13 protein-coding genes and 1 pseudogene are annotated in these 18,003 nt (G+C 71.2%); 6 read left to right on the forward strand and 8 right to left on the reverse strand.

The window, feature by feature from the left end; genetic code table 11:
* Positions 1–57 precede the first annotated feature (57 nt).
* Entirely contained in the window at positions 58–1,323 is a 1,266-nt protein-coding gene (locus JHB91_RS08925) for a peptidoglycan DD-metalloendopeptidase family protein (protein WP_199472712.1), read from the reverse strand.
* Positions 1,323–2,852, reverse strand: a complete 1,530-nt coding sequence (gene gpmI, locus JHB91_RS08930; protein ID WP_199472458.1) for a 2,3-bisphosphoglycerate-independent phosphoglycerate mutase — start codon at positions 2,850–2,852, stop codon at positions 1,323–1,325. The genes JHB91_RS08925 and gpmI overlap by 1 nt, the downstream gene beginning before the upstream one ends.
* Before the next feature lie 141 nt (positions 2,853–2,993).
* On the opposite strand from gpmI, the gene JHB91_RS08935 reads away from it, so the two are divergent.
* A complete protein-coding gene (locus JHB91_RS08935) occupies positions 2,994–3,683 on the forward strand; it encodes a hypothetical protein (RefSeq protein ID WP_199472459.1) in 690 nt (229 codons plus the stop codon).
* 72 nt (positions 3,684–3,755) lie between these two features.
* Positions 3,756–5,447, forward strand: a complete 1,692-nt coding sequence (locus JHB91_RS08940) for a M28 family metallopeptidase (protein WP_199472460.1) — start codon at positions 3,756–3,758, stop codon at positions 5,445–5,447.
* A gap of 104 nt (positions 5,448–5,551) precedes the next feature.
* Here JHB91_RS08940 and tyrS read toward each other — a convergent pair whose 3' ends face one another.
* The gene (gene tyrS, locus JHB91_RS08945; RefSeq protein ID WP_199472461.1) at positions 5,552–6,772 is read right to left on the reverse strand and encodes a tyrosine--tRNA ligase; all 1,221 of its coding nucleotides are present in this window, start codon (positions 6,770–6,772) and stop codon (positions 5,552–5,554) included.
* Between the two features lie 183 nt (positions 6,773–6,955).
* Here tyrS and JHB91_RS08950 point away from each other — a divergent pair, with 183 nt between their 5' ends.
* A complete protein-coding gene (locus tag JHB91_RS08950; protein ID WP_199472462.1) occupies positions 6,956–8,449 on the forward strand; it encodes a peptidoglycan DD-metalloendopeptidase family protein in 1,494 nt (497 codons plus the stop codon).
* A 42-nt stretch (positions 8,450–8,491) separates the two neighbouring features.
* The gene (locus tag JHB91_RS08955; RefSeq protein ID WP_199374680.1) at positions 8,492–9,610 is read left to right on the forward strand and encodes an anhydro-N-acetylmuramic acid kinase; all 1,119 of its coding nucleotides are present in this window, start codon (positions 8,492–8,494) and stop codon (positions 9,608–9,610) included.
* A gap of 26 nt (positions 9,611–9,636) precedes the next feature.
* On the opposite strand, the gene JHB91_RS08960 is transcribed toward JHB91_RS08955, so the two are convergent.
* The 4 genes and pseudogenes from JHB91_RS08960 to JHB91_RS08975 all read right to left on the reverse strand — a co-directional run bounded on the left by JHB91_RS08960 (position 9,637) and on the right by JHB91_RS08975 (position 14,172).
* Positions 9,637–11,478 (reverse strand): GGDEF domain-containing protein, encoded by a 1,842-nt coding sequence (locus tag JHB91_RS08960; protein WP_199472463.1) that lies wholly within the window; start codon positions 11,476–11,478, stop codon positions 9,637–9,639.
* 255 nt (positions 11,479–11,733) lie between these two features.
* Positions 11,734–11,949: pseudogene (locus JHB91_RS08965) on the reverse strand (hypothetical protein); the annotation flags it as partial.
* Between the two features lie 88 nt (positions 11,950–12,037).
* Positions 12,038–13,372, reverse strand: coding sequence for an MFS transporter (locus JHB91_RS08970; protein WP_233398543.1), 1,335 nt, complete (start codon positions 13,370–13,372; stop codon positions 12,038–12,040).
* Positions 13,369–14,172, reverse strand: a complete 804-nt coding sequence (locus JHB91_RS08975) for an exodeoxyribonuclease III (RefSeq protein WP_199472464.1) — start codon at positions 14,170–14,172, stop codon at positions 13,369–13,371. The genes JHB91_RS08970 and JHB91_RS08975 overlap by 4 nt, the downstream gene beginning before the upstream one ends.
* Positions 14,173–14,307: 135 nt before the next feature.
* On the opposite strand from JHB91_RS08975, the gene pyrE reads away from it, so the two are divergent.
* Both pyrE and JHB91_RS08985 read left to right on the forward strand, forming a co-directional pair.
* The gene (gene pyrE / locus JHB91_RS08980) at positions 14,308–14,967 is read left to right on the forward strand and encodes an orotate phosphoribosyltransferase (RefSeq protein ID WP_199472465.1); all 660 of its coding nucleotides are present in this window, start codon (positions 14,308–14,310) and stop codon (positions 14,965–14,967) included.
* Between the two features lie 26 nt (positions 14,968–14,993).
* A complete protein-coding gene (locus JHB91_RS08985; protein ID WP_199374672.1) occupies positions 14,994–15,638 on the forward strand; it encodes a hypothetical protein in 645 nt (214 codons plus the stop codon).
* Positions 15,639–15,671: 33 nt separating this feature from the next.
* On the opposite strand, the gene JHB91_RS08990 is transcribed toward JHB91_RS08985, so the two are convergent.
* Positions 15,672–18,002 carry a phosphomannomutase/phosphoglucomutase gene (locus JHB91_RS08990; protein ID WP_199472466.1) on the reverse strand — a complete coding sequence of 777 codons (2,331 nt, stop codon included), beginning with the start codon at positions 18,000–18,002 and terminating at the stop codon, positions 15,672–15,674.
* Position 18,003 lies beyond the last annotated feature (1 nt).

The following is an 18,003-nucleotide window of genomic DNA, read 5'->3' on the forward strand; positions in this document are numbered from 1 at the left end:
AGGACCATGCAGAGCGTCGCAGGTTCGCGACGATGATGCGCCTGTCCGTGCCCGCGTTCAGCGCTTCTGCAGCCAGCTGGATGGATCGACCGGCTTGCCGTCGCGGCGCAGCTCGAAGTACAGCGCCGGCTGGCCCTGGCCGCCGGAGGTGCCGACGGTGGCGACCGCGTCGCCGCGCTTGACCCGGTCACCGGGCCCCTTCAACAGCGCGTCGTTGTGGGCGTACAGGCTCATGTAGGCGTTGCCGTGGTCGACAATCAGGATCATCCCGTAGCCCGTCATCCACTCCGAGAACACCACGGTGCCGTCGGCCACCGCCGTCACCGGCTGCCCGGCCGCGGCGGCGATCAGCACGCCCGAGCTGCGGCGGCCGTCGGGCATGCGCCCGCCGTAGCCGGCCAGCAGGCTGCCGGACAGCGGCCAGCCGAGGCCGCCCACGGTCACCGGCGCGGCACGTGCCACGCTCACCTTCGGCGCAGATGGCACCGGGCTGCGGGCCGTGCCCGCCCGGCCCGGCTCCGCGGTCGCGGCCTTGGCGCGTGCGGCGGCAGCGGCGGCGGCGCGCCGTTCGGCCTCGGCGCGGCGCGCGGCTTCGCGCAGCCGGGCCAGCAGGCGTTCCAGCGATTTGGCGTCGGCGCCCAGTGCCTTCTCCTTGGCGCTGCGGTCGCGGTAGCGTGTGTCCAGCGCGGCCACGGACTCGGCGCGGCTGGCGCGCTCGCGCTCCAGCGCCGCAACCTGTGCACGCTGCGCCACCTGGCTGGCATCCAGCGCGGCGCGCTCGCTGGCGATCTCGCGTTCCATCGCATCCAGTCCGGCCAGCTCCTCCGACAGCGCGGCGATGCGTGCGCTGCGGCCACGCTGCAGGTAGCCGTGATAGGCGAGGCTGCGGTTGGCGGCGGCGACGTCGTCCTGCGCCAGCAGCAGCTTCAGCGGTGCGTGGTCGCCCACCGTATAGGCCGCGCGCAGCAACCCGGCGAGCTCCTTGCGCTGCGCCGACAGCGTGCCGGCCAGCGCGTCGCGCCTGGTGACCAGCGTGGCAAGCGCGGCCTGCTGCCGCGCCAGCGCGGTTTCGGTATCGCGCAGTTCGCGGGCGACGCGCGCCACGCGTTCGTCGGCGCTGCGCAGCTCGCGACTGGCGGCGCCGCGCTGGCCTTCCAGCCTGCGGCGCTCGCTGGCCACGTCGCGCAGCTCGCGCTTTACCGTATCCAGGCGGCGCTGCGCGTCGCGGCTGCTCTGCGCCGCGGCCGGCGATGCGACTGCGAACACCAGCAGCAGTGCCAACAGCGCCGACGCGGGCCGCAGGCGGATGGCCGCGATGCGCATCACGCCAGCAGGCTGCTGCCGGTCATCTCCGCCGGCTTCGCGACGCCCAGCAGGTCGAGCATGGTTGGCGCCAGGTCGCGCAGGGCGCCGCCGCTGCGCAGCTGCGCCCCGGCACGGTTACCGGCGTAGAGCAGGTCGACGGGGCCGACGGTGTGCGAGGTGTGCGGCTGCCCGGTTTCCGGGTCGCGCATCATCTCCACGTTGCCGTGGTCGGCGGTGACCAGCAGATCGCCGCCCTGCGCGGCAACGGCCGCGGCCACCTGCCCCAACGCGAAGTCCACGGCCTCGACCGCCTTGATCGCCGCGGCGAGGTCGCCGGTGTGGCCGACCATGTCCGGGTTGGCGAAGTTGCACACCACCGCATCGAAGCTCCCCGCGCCGATCGCCTCCACCAGTCGCGCGGTGACCTCCGGGCAGCTCATCTCCGGCTGCAGGTCGTAGGTCGCGACCCGCGGGCTGGGCACGAGGATGCGCTCCTCGCCCGGGAACGGCGCCTCGCGGCCACCGTTGAAGAAGAACGTGACGTGCGCGTACTTCTCGGTTTCGGCGATGCGCAGCTGGGTGAGGCCGTTGTCGGCCAGCACCTGGCCCAGCGTGTTGGCGAGGTCGTCCGGCGCGAACGCCAGCGGCGCGGGCAGGTTGGCGTCGTATTCGGTCAGGCAGGTGAAGCGCGCCAGCGCCGGGCGCCGTGCGTGGAAGCCCTCGAACACGGGTGCCACGAACGCCGCCGTCAGCTGGCGCGCGCGGTCGGCACGGAAATTCATGAACACCACGGCGTCGCCGTCGCGCATTGGCGCGGCCCCGTCGATCACCGTGGGCAGCACGAACTCGTCGTTCTCGCCGCGCGCGTAGGCCGCGGCGAGCGCCGCCACGGCATCGGGCGCGCGATGCGCGGCGCTGGACTCGACGATCGCATCCCAAGCCTGGCGCACGCGCTCCCAGCGCTGGTCGCGGTCCATCGCGAAATAGCGGCCGCTGACGCTGGCAACGTGTGCATTGCCGTGGCGCGCACAGGCGGCCTGCAGCGCGCGGAGGCTCGGTTCGGCGGAACGTGGCGGCATGTCGCGCCCGTCGGTGAACGCATGCACCGCGACGCGGGCCACGCCGGCGCGCGCGGCGAGGTCCAGCATCGCCAGGATGTGCTGCTCGTGGCTGTGCACGCCGCCCGGCGACAGCAGGCCCAGGACGTGCAGGGTGCCGCCGGGCGCGACCGCGGCGCACGCGTCGAGCAGCCCGGCGTTGGTGAAGAAACTGCCATCGGCGATCGCGGCGTCGACCCGGGTCAGGTCCTGGTAGACCACCCGGCCGGCGCCGATGTTCATGTGGCCGACCTCGGAATTGCCCATCTGGCCGTCGGGCAACCCGACGTGGCGGCCTTCGGTATGCACCAGCGTGCGCGGCCCGGCCGCGTGCAGGCGGCGCCAGTTGGGGATGTCGGCGAGGGCCAGGGCGTTGTCGCGCGGATCCTCGCGATGGCCCCAGCCGTCAAGGATGAGCAGCACGACAGGCTTGCGGCGGACGGCGGGCATGGCGGATTCAGGCACGACGATCGGCCCCGTGACGTTGGACAGATGCGATTGTAGCGCCGCATCCGCCAGACTCGTCCGGCAGCTCCAGGCCGCGCATCGCGCCGCCGCGGCGCTGTCCCCGTCCTGTCGTCGAGCCCCGCCATGCGCCTGCATCGCCACACCACCATCCTCGCCTCCGTCCTCGCGCTGGCGCTTGCCGCGGGCGGCGCCCACGCCCGCCAGGACATCGACAAGGTCAACGGTTCGATCTCGGTCCCGGCCGGCGAGGTCCGCGGCAACCTGGAAACCGTCAACGGCAGCGTCCGCATCGGCGACAACGCGCAGGCCGGCGCCGCGGAAACCGTCAATGGCAGCGTCCACGTCGGCAACGACGGCAGTGCACGCAGCCTGGAGACGGTCAACGGCAGCATTCGCCTCGGCGAGCGCGTGCGCATCGAACGCGGCGTGGAAACCGTGAACGGAAGCATCTTCGCCGACCGCGGCAGCCGCGTCGGCGGCAACCTGGTGAACGTCAACGGCGCGCTCGGCCTGGTGCAGACGGAAGTGGCCGGCAACGTGGAGACGGTCAATGGCGACGTCACCATCGGCGTCGGCTCGCACGTCCGCGGCCACCTGCGCGTGCACAAGCCCAGCGCCAACTGGATGCCGGTCCGCGTGCGCCCTCGCGCGCAGCGCATCGTCATCGGCCCCGGCGCGGTGGTCGACGGCGACCTGCTGTTCGAGCGCGAGGTGCAGCTGTACGTGCACGACACCGCGCGCGTCGGCACGATTACCGGTGCCACCGCGATCCCGTTCTCCACGCCGACGGCACCGGCGCGCCAGCCGGACTGAGCCGCGGCCAACCCGGCCCCCGCGCGCCGCGGAACGCATAGAATCGGGGGTCCACTACCGCAGGACCCGATGATGCGAACCAGACCCCTCGTGCTTTGCCTTGCCATCGCGGCCGCGCTCGCGGCCTGCGACCGCGCCCCGGCGCCCGCCTCCGGCACCGATGCCGCCGCCCCCGCCGCGACCGCCGCAACGCATGCCTTCAGCGGCGACCTGAGCAAGGACGACTTCGCCGAACTGGTGAAGACGATGGCGTCCGACGAGTTCGAGGGCCGCGCCCCGGGTTCGCCCGGCGGCGAGATGACCGTCGAATACATCAAGGCGCAGTACGAGCGCATCGGCCTGGAGCCAGGTGGCGACAACGGCACCTACTTCCAGACCGTGCCGATGCTGGAAACCACCGCCGACGAATCCACCGTGCTGCGCATGGACGTGGCCGGCAAGCCCTCCGAGCTCAAGTTCGGCACCGACATGGTGATCGGCACGCGCACCGGCGAGCCGAAGGTCGCGGTGACCGACAGCGAGCTGGTGTTCGTGGGCTACGGCGTGGACGCGCCGGAGCTGGGCTGGAACGATTACGCCGGGCTCGACGTCAAGGGCAAGACCGTGGTCATCCTGGTCAACGACCCGGGCTTCCACGCCAAGGACGCCGCGCTGTTCGAAGGCGAGCGCATGACCTATTACGGGCGCTGGACCTACAAGTTCGAGGAGGCCGCGCGCAAGGGCGCCGCCGCCGCGCTGATCATCCACGACACCGCCGGTGCCTCCTACGGCTGGGACGTGGTGAAGAACTCCTGGTCGGGCCCGCAGTTCGACCTGCGCGCGTCGGACGATCCGGAACCGCGCCTGCCCGCGCAGGGCTGGCTGAGCGCCGAAGCCGCGACCACCCTGTTTGCCGGCGCCGGCCAGGACCTCAAGGCGCTGTATGCCGCGGCCAACAAGCCGGGCTTCAAGGCGGTGCCGCTCGACGCGCGCGTGTCGTTCGAGCTCGCCAGCACCACCAGCGAGAAGTCGTCGCGCAACGTGGTGGGCATCCTGCGTGGCAGCGAGGCACCCGACGAGGCCATCGTCTACATGGCCCACTGGGACCACCTCGGCAAGCACGAGGGCGAGGGCGACCAGATCTACAACGGCGCCGTCGACAACGCCACGGGCGTGGCCGGCATCATCGAGATCGCGGAGAAGTTCAAGGCCGATGGCCAGCCGAAGCGTTCCGTGGCCTTCATCGCCGTGACGCTGGAGGAATCCGGCCTGCTCGGCTCCAAGTACCAGGTCGCGCACCCGGTGTTCCCGCTGGCCAGGACCGTGGGCGTGATCAACCTCGATGCCATGAGCGTGGCCGGCCCGGCGCACGACATGGTGGTGGTGGGCAAGGGCAGCTCGCAGCTGGAAGACGTGCTGAAGACCTACACCGATGTGCAGCAGCGCACCCAGGTGCTCGAAGGGAACCCGGCCGGCGGCTTCTACTTCCGCTCCGATCATTTCAACTACGCCAAGGCCGGCGTGCCGGCGCTGTACGCCAAGGGCGGCGACGACCTGGTGCAGGGCGGCAAGGACGCGGGCGCGGCGCACGCCAAGGCCTACAACGACGTCGCGTACCACAAGCCGGGCGACGAGTTCGACGCGGCATGGAACCTCGACGGCGTGCTCCAGGACCTGCAAGCGCTGTACGGCGTGGGCCGCACCCTGGCCGACGACGGCAGCTGGCCCGCCTGGTACGAAGGCAATGCGTTCAAGGCCGCGCGCGATGCGATGCGCGCCAACTGACGCCACGCCCGGGCGTTGAATGCACGACGGCGCCCTCGGGCGCCGTCGTCATTTGCGGGCTGTGCCGCGGCTGGCCAAGCGCCTGCGGCGCGGCCGCCGCCGGCTCAGCCGGCGGCGATCAACCGCACCCGCGCGAAGTTGCGCTTGCCGACCTGCAGTACGCCCTCGAAGCCGGGAGCGAACGTCGCGCCCGCGTCCTCCACCACCTCACCGTCGACCTTGACCGCGCGCTCCTTGAGCTTGCGGCTGGCTTCCGAGTTGCTGGCGGTGATACCCGCGGCGGTGAGCAGCGCGGCGATGCGCAGGCCCTCGGCCGGCACCGCCACGTCCTGCAGCGGCAGCAGCGACGTGTCGCCCTGCCCGGTCACCGCGGCGTGCCAACCGGCGATCGCGGTCTCGGCCGCGGCGGCATCGTGGAAGCGCGTGGCCAGTTCGCGCGCCAGGCGCAGCTTGACGTCGCGCGGATTGAGCGCGCCACCGTCCACGTCGGCGCGCAGCGCGCCGGCTTCCGCCGCGCCGATGTCGAACGACAGCAGCTCGATCCACTTCCACATCAGCGCGTCGCCGACCTTCATGGTCTTGTTGACGATGTCGATCGCCGGCTCGGCGATGCCGATGTAGTTGCCCAGCGACTTGGACATCTTGTTGACGCCGTCCAGGCCCTCGAGCAGCGGCATGGTCAGCACCACCTGCGGCGGCTGCCCGAAATGCTCCTGCAGCCCGCGGCCCATCAGCAGGTTGAACTTCTGGTCGGTGCCGCCCAGCTCCACGTCGGCCTTCAGCGCCACCGAGTCGTAGCCCTGCACCAGCGGGTAGAGGAACTCGTGGATGGCGATCGGCTGCTGCGCGCCATAGCGCTTGGCGAAGTCGTCGCGCTCGAGCATGCGCGCGACCGTCAGCTGCCCGGCCAGGCGGATCATGTCGGCCGCGCCCATCTCGCCGAACCACTCGCTGTTGAAGCGCAGCTCGGTGCGTTCGCGGTCGAGCACCTTGAACACCTGGTCGGAATAGGTGAGCGCGTTGGCGTCGACATCCTCGCGGGTCAGCGGCTTGCGCGTGGCGCTCTTGCCCGACGGGTCACCGATCATCCCGGTGAAGTCGCCGATCAGGAAGATCACCGTGTGCCCGAGGTCCTGGAACTGCCGCATCTTGTTGAGCAGCACGGTGTGGCCGATATGCAGGTCCGGTGCAGTGGGATCGAAACCGGCCTTGATGCGCAGTGGACGACCGAGTGCGAGGCGCGCGGCAAGTTCGTCGCGCTTGAGGATCTCGTCGGCGCCGCGGGCGATGAGGTCGAGGGCGTTCTGGTGGGCGGTTTCGGTCACGATTCAGGTCCAAAAAGACACCACGCATTCAAAAACGTGACGCCGTATGTGAAATCTTGTTAACGCGAAGTTAAATCATACGCTGAAGGAAAGTCCTGATGCATCAAGCATTTGACGCATCCTCTTCGCGTGATTATCGTGCCCCGGTGACGCGTTCGTCACGCGGGCCGGGAGTCCGATTCGATGACATTGCCCGAATCCTCCGACGCACGGCAGCACCACCGTCGTGTCCGGCTTGGCAACCTGCGCGAAGTCGCGCGCCAGGCGATCGCCTCCTCGGCCGCCGGGCTTTCAGGCCCCGCCGACGATGCCGGCAACCGACGCTGGACCCGACGCCAGTGGGCGCATTCGAGCCTGCTGGCCACCGCAGGCGCACTGATGATCGCGCTGGTGCCGGGCATCTCGACGGCACTGGATGCGCCAAGCGCTACACCTGTTACCACGATGTCGCTCTCGCTTCCGGTGCGGTCACGACCGGCGCAGCCGCAGGCATCCGCGGCCGACTGGCAGCTGGCCGTGGTCGGCAAGGGCGAAACCCTGGGCACGATCTTCGAGCGCATGGGCGTCCCCGCCACCACCATGCACCGCCTGCTCGAACATCCGGGTGCGCGCCAGGCGCTGACGCGCCTCAAGCCGGGCATGGAGCTGGGCTTCGAATTCGCGCCGGTCGACGCCAACGGCAAGCGGGCCACGCTGCGCACGCTGCGCTACGACCGCGGCGAGACCCAGCGCATTGAACTGGCGCTGGCCGATGACAAGGTCACTGAAAAGGTCATTGAACGCCCGGTCGAGATCCGCACCGCGGTGATCAGCGGCAAGGTCGGCAAGTCGCTGTTCCACTCGGCGCGCAAGCTCGGGCTGTCGGGTGCGAGCATCAACAAGCTGACCGACGAGATCTTCAAGTACGACATCGACTTCACCTCCGACGTCACCCAGAACGACCGCTTCAGCGTGGTCGTCGAGCAGGTGTACCGCGAGGGCGAGCTGATCCGCACCGGCGACGTCCAGGCCGCGGTGTTCACTGCCAAGGGCAAGGCGTTCACCGCATTCCGCTTCGAGCAGGGCGGCAAGGTCGACTACTACAACGGCGAAGGCCGGCCGCTGAAGAAGAGCTTCATCCGCATGCCCATCGCGTATGCGCGGCTGACCTCGAAGTTCGGCTCGCGTCGCCACCCGATTGCCGGCAAGGTCCGCCAGCACAAGGGCGTCGACTACGCGGCCAGCACCGGCACCCCGATCATGGCCGCCGGCGACGCCCGCGTGCAGTCGATGGGCTGGCAGGGCGGCTACGGCCGCACGGTGGTGCTCGACCACGGCCGCGGCTACACCACGCTGTATGCGCACATGTCGTCGTTCGGCAACATCAAGAAGGGCCAGCGCATCAGCCAGGGCACCGTGATCGGCCGCGTCGGCAGCACCGGCCTGTCCACCGGCCCGCACCTGCACTACGAATTCCGCATCAACGGCGTGCACCGCAACCCGCTGCAGCACACCATGCCCGAGCCGGAGCCGCTCAAGGGCGCCGCACTGATCGCGTTCCGCGCCCAGACCGGGCCGGCCCTGGCGCGCATCCGCACCGTCGAAGACATCATTTACGCGCAGCTCCCGGCTGGCGCCGACAGCCAGCAGCTGGCCGCCAACAACACGCCCGCCACCGCGGGCCGCGGCAAGGGCTGAGCCCTGCCGGTACGGCCCGCCGCCTGGCGGGCCCCGTCGCACATGACGCCCGCCCGCTGCCACCTCGGCCTGATCTCCGGCACCAGTGCCGACGGCATCGACGCGGCGCTGGTCGATTTCGATGACGACACCGCAGCGGCGACGCCGCGGCTGCGCTTTGCCCGCACCTACGCCTGGGATCCCGCGCTGCGCGCGCGGCTGGTCGCGTTGGGCCAGCAGGACGCGATGCTGTCGCTCGACGACGTCGGCGAGCTCGACACCGCCATCGGCCGGGCGTTCGCCGCGGCCGCCCTGCAGGCGCTGGCCGATGCCGGCGTCGACCCCGCGACAGTCGCCGCGATCGGTTCGCACGGCCAGACCCTGCGCCACCGCCCGCACGGCGCCCTGCCCTTCACCCTGCAGCTCGGCTGCGCGGCGACGATCGCCGAACGCACCGGCATCACCACCGTGGCCGATTTCCGCCGCCGTGACGTGGCAGCGGGCGGCCATGGCGCCCCGCTGGTGCCGGCACTCCATGCGGCGTTGTTGCACTCCGCTGCAGAGTCGCGCGCGGTGCTCAACCTGGGCGGCATCGCCAACCTGACCCTGCTGCCGGCGAGCGGTGCAGTGCGCGGCTTCGACACCGGGCCGGCGAACGGCCTGATGGACGCGTGGTGCCTGCGCCACATCGGGGAAGCCTACGATCGCGGAGGCACGTTCGCCGCCAGTGGCCAGGTCGACGGCGCCTTGCTTGCGCGGCTGCTGGCCGAGCCGTGGTTCACGCTGCCACCGCCGAAGTCCACCGGCCGCGACCAGTTCCACCTCGGCTGGCTGGACGCGCAGCTCGCCACCGACGCCACAGCCGCCGACGTGCAGGCCACCCTGCTCGCGCTGACCGTGCGCACCGTGTCCGACGCGCTGCGGGTGCAGCAGCCCGGCACCGCGCGCGTCATCGCCTGCGGCGGCGGCGTGCACAACGCCATCCTGATGGCGGCGCTGGCCGCGGAACTGCCGGACATGCGCGTGGAAACCACCGCGGCGCACGGGCTGGACCCGGATGCGATCGAGGCCATGGCGTTCGCCTGGCTGGCGCGCGAAACCCTCGCCGGCCGCCCCGGCAACCTCGCCAGCGTCACCGGCGCGGCGGGGCCGCGGATCCTGGGCGCGATCCACCGCGCCTGAGCGCAGGCCGCGCCGGTGGCGCGCGCCTAACCCGCTGTCTCGGCGACCGGCAGCGCCGGGTCGATGTCCGGGTCCTTGCCGCTGGCAGGCGATGCCATCACCCGGTCCTTGCCCTTGCGCTTGCCCTCGAACAACGCGGTATCCGCCGCCTTGATGCAGGCATCGAGCAGGGTGCCCGGGCGGTACTCGCTGTAGCCCATGGTGAGCGTGATCGAGACCGGCGTGTCCTGCGGGCCGACCAGGATCGGCTCCGCCGACACGCGCTGGCGGAGCTTGTCCGCCAGGGACGCGGCACCAGCCGCGCGCGAATCCGGCAACAGCAGCAGGAATTCCTCGCCACCCCAGCGCGCGATCGAGTCCTGCTTGCGCACGGCGTCGCGCAGCCTGCGCGCGACCTCGCGCAGCACGGCATCGCCCGCGTCATGGCCGTGGCGGTCGTTGATGGCCTTGAAGTCGTCGAGGTCGGCCATCACCAGGCAGAACGTGCTGCCTCCGCGCTCCACGCGGTGCACCTCGAGCTGCATCAGCTCCAGGAGGTGGCGACGGTTCGGCAACGCCGTCAGGTAGTCGGTGCGCGCGGCGACCGACAGCTGGCGTGAGCTGGAGATGCCGATCCGCAACCGGCTCCACAGCAGCAGCAGCAGGCCGGTGGCGAGCACGGCGGCAAGGATGCCGAGCTGGCTCACCTGACGCTGCCGGCGCAGCTGGAGCGCGGACAGCTCGGCATCATTTCGCAGCGATTCGATCTCCCGCGCCGCCTGCGTGCTGTCGAACCTGTCCTGCAGCGCGGCGATGGCGCTGCGCTGGTCGGCATCGGCGGCGAGCGCCGCCAGCCGGCTGAACTCGCGCTGCGCCGCCAGCGCGGCGCGGAAGTCGCCACGTGCCTCGCCGAGCAGGACGCGCTGCGCGGCGACTTCCTTCTTCAGGTTGAAGGCGTCCTCGGGGATGAGTGCCTCGACCTCGTCGAGCGTGGTGGCGGCCGCGTCGCCTCGACCGGAGTGCGCCTGCGCCGACGCGATGCTGAGCAGCGAATTGATGGTGCCGTACAGGTCCCCGAGCTTGCGGCGTGCCGCGAGCGACGCGGTGTGGTGGGACAGCGCGGCCTTCGGCTGGCCAAGGCGGTCCAGCGCGAGGCCGATGTTGCTGTCGGCGTACGCCACCCCGCGCAGGTTGCCCAGCTCCGCGAAGATCCCGCGCGCGCGCTCGTTGTAGCCGCGCAGCAGCAGGTGCTGCTCGCGGGCGCGGTCGGTGTCGTTTGCCTCCAGCGCCTTCAACCCCGCCTTGGCCGCAACCGAACCGAGGTTGACCAGGGTGCCGGCGATCCCCGGCTTGAAGCCGGTCGCCTCGAACCCGGCCAGCGAGCGGCCGTGGTAATCGCGCGCCAGGTCCAGTTCGCCGATGCTGTTGTAGAGGTTGCCGATGTTGCCGGCGGTCTTGGCCGAGCCGATCGTGTCGGCGGCGACGTCGCTGGCCTCCAGCGCGACCAGGGCGTGCTCGAGTGCCGGCCCGTAGGACTCCAGCTCCACCAGCGCCACGGAGAGCCCGCGATGCAGGAACGCGAGCTGCGCCGGCGTCCCGCTTCCGAGCATGGCGATCGCCTGCCGGTAGTCGCGGACGGCGTCGTGGTTGCGCCCGAGGATGTGCAGGTTGCTCGCGATGCCGCCGAGCAGCATGGCCTCGCCGGCGGGACACGGCGGCGACATCGCCTGCACGTCGGCCAGCAGCGCCTGGCCGCGTGCGACGCCCTGGGCGGGATCGGAGTCACGGGCTTCCGCCACCACGAGCGCCTCGGCTTCGATGTCGGCGCAGGTTGCCGCCACCGCACCTGCCGAAGCCGCCGCTAATACGCAGCCCAGGAGCACGCGCATGCCGTGACGCCGCGTTCCGCGCGGGGCGCGGCTCGCTCCCTGCCTGACAATCGCCATTCGCGCTCCCCGGCAGGGCATGCCGCCGGCACCTGCGGGTGCAGGACCGTCGCGCCATCCCCTGTGCGGCGAGTGTAGCGAAGCGCCGCGCGCGCGCCGCCCGGTGCCGGTATCGCGTGCGCCCGGCTAGTCGCTCCGCCCGGGGTCCGGCGCCTGGCCGCCGGCATCCGGCGGCAACTGTCCGATCAGCGAATACACCCCGTCGGGCACGCCCTCCAGCGCCGCGATCGCCTGCTGCAGCACGTCCGCCTCGGAGTTGTCGAAGGACAGCTTGCCGTCGCCCTCGATCGCGAACAGCCCCTGCTCCAGCAGGTGCAGCAGGGTGCGCGACAGCGTCCAGCCTCGGCGATCGGCGACACGGCTGATGCGGTCGAGGAGGATCTCGTCGATGTCCTTGAGCACGATGTCTTTCATGGCCTGGATCCTGCGGCCTGCGTTTCGGCGCGGCGCCATTGTGATACCCGCTTGCGCGGACCGCCGCAAGCGCCGGCCGTGCGGCCGCTCATTGCGCGGCAGCGTCCGCCGCGAGCCGGTCGTCGGCCGCGGCCAGCGGCACGCGCCGGCGCAGCCAGAAGAACAGGCCCACCGCCGGCAGCGCCAGCACCGCCGACAGCACGAAGTACGCGCCATAGCCTTCGTTGGCTTCCACGATCGCGCCGGCGTAGAAGCCCAGCACCTTGCCGGGCAGCATGATCAGCGACGAGAACAGCGCGTACTGGGTGGCCGTGTAGCGCTGGTTGACCAGCGCCGACAGGTACGCCACCGCCGCGGTGCCCAGGAAGCCCTGCGCCAGGTTTTCGCCGGAGATCACCAGGGTCAGCATGCCGATGTCGCCGTTGGCGCCGATCAGCGCCAGGTACAGCAGGTTGCTGGCCGCGCCGAGCACGATCGCCACCAGCAGCGGCCACTGCACGCCCCAGCGCGCGACCGCCACGCCGCCGAGGAACACTCCGACGATGCCGATCCAGATGCCGTAGACCTTGGTGACCGCGGCGATCTCGGTCTTGCTGAAGCCCTGGTCGAGGTAGAACGGCCCGATGATGCCGCCGATCAGCGCCTGGTCGGAGATCTTCATCGACAGGATGAACAGCAGCAGCACCACGCCGATGCGGCCGCCGAAGCGGCGGAAGAAATCCGCGAACGGCTCCACCACGCCCTCGCGCAGGCCGGCCGCCCAGCCATAGGTGCGCGCGCGCAGCACCTCGGGCTCGGGCGCCAGCAGGCAGGCCACCACCGGAACCAGCATGCAGGCCGCCATCGCGCGGTACACGTTCGGCCAGATGGTGTGGTCGGCCAGCACCAGTGCCAGTGCACCGGTGACGATCAGCGCGATGCGATAGCCGAGTGAATAGGTCGCCACCAGCGCGCCCTGCTGTGACGGCGGCGCGATCTCGACGCGGTAGGCGTCCACGGCGATGTCGAGCGTGGCGCCGGCGAGCGCCACCGCCAGGGTCAGCGCCACGAACGGCGCCAGCCGCTCGGGCGTGAACACCGACATCGCCACCAGGCCGACCATCACCAGCAGCATCGCCAGCAGCAGCCAGCCGCGGCGCTGGCCGAGGCGGCCGAGCAGTGGCAGCCGCCAGCGGTCGACCAGCGGCGCCCACAGGAACTTGAACGAGTAGGCCATGCCGGCGCTGGCGATCATGGTGATCTCGCGCAGCTCGATGCCGCCCTCGCGCAGCCAGTACGCCAGCGTGCCGGCCACCAGCAGGAACGGCAGTCCCGAGGCGAAGCCGAAGAAGAACATCGTCCACGCCGACGGCTGCGCGAACGCACGCCAGATCGAAGGCTTGGCCGTGCCGGCGGCGGGCGTGTCCGCGGCCGCGGTGCTCATGCGCGGTAGTCCACGATCAGCGGCGCATGGTCGGAGAAGCGCGGCTCGGCATGCACGCTGCAGGCGGCGACGCGCCCGGCCAGGGCGGGCGTCACGAACTGGTAGTCGATGCGCCAGCCGACGTTGTTGGCGCGCGCCGCGCCGCGGTTGCTCCACCAGGTGTATTCGGCCTCTTCGGGACGCAGCACGCGCAGGGCGTCGCGCCAGCCGTTCGCCGGCGCCTCGCAGAGGCCGTCGCCGCAGGCGTCGGCCACCATGCCGTTGAGCCACGCGCGCTCCGGCGGCAGGCAGCCCGAGTTCTTCTGGTTGCTGGTCCAGTTCCTGATGTCGTTGCGGCTGCGCACGATGTTCCAGTCGCCGCACAGCACGTAGTCGCGGCCGCTGGCCAGCCAGCCGTCGAGGATCGGTTTGAGCCAGTCCATGACCTCGAACTTGAAGCCCTGGCGCAGCTCGCCGGACGATCCGGACGGAATGTAGAACGACACCACGCTGAGGTTGCCGAAACGCGCCTCGATGTAGCGGCCTTCGTCGTCGAACGGCGCCCAGCCGAGCGCGGTGCGCACTTCGTCGGGCTCCTGGCGGCTGTAGATGGCCACGCCGCTGTAGCCCTTCTTCGTGGTCGCGTCGCGGAACCAGGCCTTGTAGCCGGGCGGCAGGAACTCCGGCCCGGCGAGCTGGTGCTCCTGGGCCTTGGTCTCCTGCACGCAGAGGACGTCGGCGTCCTGTGCGGCGAACCACTCGAAGAAGCCTTTCCTGGCGGCCGAACGCAGGCCGTTGGCGTTGAAACTGATGATGCGCATGGCGTGCCGGTGCGGATGACGGATGCGGCGGGACCAGGCCCGCCGCCGCGCAAGGTTAGCGCACCGCCGGCCGCATCGTCGGCGCCGTGCGGGTTGTTACCATGGCTCTCCCGTCGCGATCGCTCCCGCCACGCCATGTCCGACCACCGCTCCCGGTTCCTGCAGCTGGCGCTCGACGCCGATGCCCTGCGCTTCGGCGGGTTCACGCTGAAGTCCGGGCGGGCGAGCCCGTATTTCTTCAATGCCGGGCGCTTCGACAGCGGCACGGCGTTGGCGACGCTGGCCGGCTGCTATGCCGATGCCATCGACGCCGCGGGGATCGACTTCGACCTGCTGTTCGGTCCCGCATACAAGGGAATCCCGTTGGCCACCGCGCTGGCCTGCGAGTACGCCCGCCGCGGCCGCGACCTGCCGCTGGCCTACAACCGCAAGGAAGCCAAGGACCACGGCGAGGGCGGCACCCTGGTCGGCGCGACGCTCGACGGCAAGCGCGTGCTGGTGGTCGACGACGTGCTCACCGCCGGCACCGCGGTGCGCGAGGCGTTGGCGCTGATCCGCGCCGGCGGCGGCACGCCGGTCGGCGTGGCCATCGCGCTGGACCGCCAGGAGGTCCTCGACGAATCCGGCGACCGGCGCTCGGCGGCGGAGCTGGTCGCCGCCAACGAAAGTGTGCCGGTGGTCGCCATCGCCGGCTTCGCGGACCTGCTTGCGTTCACCGGCGAAAACGCGAAACTGTCAGCCGAACGCGGGCGCCTGCTGGCCTACCGCGCGCGCTACGGCAGCGCGACCACCTGATTCGGCCGACCGGGGGGACGGACACGATGAAGACCACCACCACATGCCTTGCCGCAGCGCTGCTCGCGCTGCTGCCGCTGGCCACCGCCGCGCAAAAAAAGGCCGCACCCACGGGCGCTGACAAGAAGCTGTACTGCTGGGACGAAGGAGGCGTGCAGGTCTGCGGCGACACGCTGCCGACCAGCGCCCTCGACCGCGCCCGCACCGAGATCAACGCCCGCAGCGGCCTGCGCACCGGCGCCGTGCCGCGTGCGCTCGAGCCCGACGAACGCGCGGCCGCCGCGGCCGCCGCGCGGCAGGCGGCCGATGACGCAGAGGCCGAGGCCGCGCGCCAGCGGCGCGACCTCGCCATGGTCGAGTCGTATGCCACCGAAGACGACCTGCGCCGCGCCTACGGCGAGCGCATCATCCTGGTGGAGGAGGCGCTGAAGACCTCGCAGCTGGGCATGACCAACCTGCGACAGAGCCTGCTCAACCTGCTCCGCCAGGCCGCCGAGCTCGAACTGCATGCCAAGCCCGTGGGCAAGGTGCTGGCCGAGAGCATCCAGACCCAGCACGCCGACCTGCTGCGCCAGCAGGCCACCCAGGTGAAGCAGCTGGCCGACCGCGCGTCGCTGGGCAGCGACCTCGACGACGCGCTGGGCCGCTACCGGGCGATGAAGGGCGGTTGACCTTCCCCCGCGTTGCGGGGGAAGGCGTCGCGATCAGAACGGAAGCGGCAGGTCCGGGTCGATCGCCAGCAGCTGCGCACGGAAGTCCTCGCGGATGCGGTGCAGGGCCTCTTCGCTGTCGGCATCGAAACGCAGCACCAGCACCGGCGTGGTGTTGGATGCGCGCACCAGGCCCCAGCCATCCGCCCAGTCCACGCGCAGGCCGTCGATGGTCGAGGGCCGCGCACCGCCCTCGAACCGCGCCTCGGCCACGAACCGCTCGACGAACGCGTGCGGGTTGCCATGCGGCGCATCGACCTTGATCTCGGCCGTGGCGATGCCGGTCGGCAGTGCGTTGAGCACCTCGCTCGGCGTTTCCGGGCGCGCGGCCAGGATCTCGAGCAGGCGCGCCGCGGCGTAGATGCCGTCGTCGAAGCCGTACCAGCGCTCGCCGAAGAAGAAGTGCCCGCTCATCTCGCCGGCCAGCTCCGCCTCGGTCTCGCGCATCTTCGCCTTGATCAGCGAATGCCCGGTCTTCCACATCAGCGGGCTGCCGCCGTGGCGCAGGATGTGGCTCTGCAGGCGGCCGGTGCACTTCACGTCGTACACGATCACCGCGCCCGGGTTGCGTTCCAGCACGTCGGCGGCGAACAGCATCAGCAGGCGGTCGGCGAAGATGTTGTCGCCCTCGCGCGTCACCACGCCCAGGCGGTCGCCGTCGCCGTCGAAGGCGATGCCGAGGTCGGCGTCGAAGCGCTTCACCATGTCGATCAGGTCGACCAGGTTGTGCGGCTCGCTCGGATCCGGATGGTGGTTGGGGAAGGTGCCGTCGATCTCGCAGTACAGCGGCTCCACGGTCGCGCCGATCGCTTCCAGCACTCGCGGGCCGATCTCGCCGGCCACGCCGTTGCCGGCATCCACCACCACCTTGATCGGGCGGTCCACCTGCACGTCGGACGCGATGCGCTCGACGTAGTCGTCGGAAATGTCGCGTTCGGTCACGCCACCTTGCTGCGCCGCGGTGTGCAGGCGGTCGTCGGCGATGCGCGCATGGAGGTCGGTGATGGCATCGCCGTACAGGGTCTCGCCGCCGATCACGATCTTGAAGCCGTTGTAGTCCGGCGGGTTGTGGCTGCCGGTGATCGATACGCAGCAGCCGGTTCGCAGGTGGTAGGCACCGAAGTACACCACCGGCGTCGGCGCCATGCCGATGTCGATCACCTCGCGCCCCGCCTTGCGCAGGCCGGCGGTCAGGCCCGCCACCATGTCCGGACCGGAGAGGCGGCCGTCACGGCCGATCACGATGTCCTTCAGACCCTTGTCGTGCATCAACGAGCCGATCGAATGGCCGATGAGCTCGGCCACGCCGATATCCAGCGACTGGCCGACGATGCCGCGGATGTCGTAGGCGCGGAAGATGCCCGGGTCGATCATCACCGGCGCCGCCTTCGGCGCGTCGCGCACCGCGATGCGTGCGGCGCCATCGGGGACGCCGGCATCGACGGCACCGGGCTCGGCCACCAGCGCCTGTTCGAGCGTCGGTGCATCGTCGTGGTCGACCACGCGTGGATCGCTGATCCGCGCTGGCAGGCGCCAGGTGAGATAGGCCAGCAGCAGCAACAGCGTGGCGACCACGAATGCCGGGATCGCGGACAGCCCGAACGGCGTGGTCGCGCGCGCCGGCACGCCGGCGGCGATGCGCAGGCCGGTGCCGGGCACCGGCACGGCCATGCGCTCGGCGGCCTCGGCGTAGGCGGCATCGCCGCGCTCGACGAGATTGAAGCCACCCTGGCGCAGGGCCAGGTACGTCGACGCCGGCACCTCCACCGACTCCAGGCCGGCGGTTGCACGCGCCAGCGGCAGGCGCACGTAGGCCACGCCGACCACCGCGTCTCCGGCACGGGCCGGCGCTGCCAGCGCCACGCGGGCGCCGTCACCGTCACGCACGATCCACAGCACCGGCTTGCCCTCGGACAATGCGGCCTCGGCCACCGCGACGCGGCCGTAGCCTCCGTCGGCGAGACCGGCATAGGGTTCGACGAGGTCGGTCGGCAGCACCTCCACGTGTTCGACGTGCGGCCAGTCGCGGCCCAGCGCGGCGCCGGCCGCGTCCAGGTCGCCGGCGGCCAGCGCCGCCTGCACCGGCGCCGAGGCCATGCGCTCGTCCAACCGCTCGAGCTCACCCTTGAGGGTGCGCGCGGTCAGCTGCACCGCCGTGTCGCGGTTGCTGGACAGCGCGCTGCGGCGCCCGTCATCGACCGTCTGCCGCCAGCCGGCCCACGCCAGCCACAGCGCGATCAGCACCAGCACCACGGCGGCCGCCGGCAGCCACGGCCTGGATTGCGCCAGCAGCACGCGCGCCTTGTTCGGTTCGTTCTCGGACATC

The sequence above is a fragment of the Luteimonas sp. MC1828 genome (assembly GCF_016461615.1).
GTDB lineage: Bacteria > Pseudomonadota > Gammaproteobacteria > Xanthomonadales > Xanthomonadaceae > Luteimonas.

Excerpts from the sequence above, each read along its gene's own strand:
- JHB91_RS08925 (WP_199472712.1), bottom strand. The coding sequence starts at position 1,323 with ATGCGCATCGCGGCCATCCGCCTGCGGCCCGCGTCGGCGCTGTTGGCA.
- gpmI (WP_199472458.1), bottom strand. The coding sequence starts at position 2,852 with ATGCCCGCCGTCCGCCGCAAGCCTGTCGTGCTGCTCATCCTTGACGGC.
- JHB91_RS08935 (WP_199472459.1), top strand. The coding sequence starts at position 2,994 with ATGCGCCTGCATCGCCACACCACCATCCTCGCCTCCGTCCTCGCGCTG.
- JHB91_RS08940 (WP_199472460.1), top strand. The coding sequence starts at position 3,756 with ATGCGAACCAGACCCCTCGTGCTTTGCCTTGCCATCGCGGCCGCGCTC.
- JHB91_RS08950 (WP_199472462.1), top strand. The coding sequence starts at position 6,956 with ATGACATTGCCCGAATCCTCCGACGCACGGCAGCACCACCGTCGTGTC.
- JHB91_RS08955 (WP_199374680.1), top strand. The coding sequence starts at position 8,492 with ATGACGCCCGCCCGCTGCCACCTCGGCCTGATCTCCGGCACCAGTGCC.
- JHB91_RS08960 (WP_199472463.1), bottom strand. The coding sequence starts at position 11,478 with ATGCGCGTGCTCCTGGGCTGCGTATTAGCGGCGGCTTCGGCAGGTGCG.
- JHB91_RS08970 (WP_233398543.1), bottom strand. The coding sequence starts at position 13,372 with ATGAGCACCGCGGCCGCGGACACGCCCGCCGCCGGCACGGCCAAGCCT.
- JHB91_RS08975 (WP_199472464.1), bottom strand. The coding sequence starts at position 14,172 with ATGCGCATCATCAGTTTCAACGCCAACGGCCTGCGTTCGGCCGCCAGG.
- pyrE (WP_199472465.1), top strand. The coding sequence starts at position 14,308 with ATGTCCGACCACCGCTCCCGGTTCCTGCAGCTGGCGCTCGACGCCGAT.
- JHB91_RS08985 (WP_199374672.1), top strand. The coding sequence starts at position 14,994 with ATGAAGACCACCACCACATGCCTTGCCGCAGCGCTGCTCGCGCTGCTG.
- JHB91_RS08990 (WP_199472466.1), bottom strand. The coding sequence starts at position 18,002 with ATGTCCGAGAACGAACCGAACAAGGCGCGCGTGCTGCTGGCGCAATCC.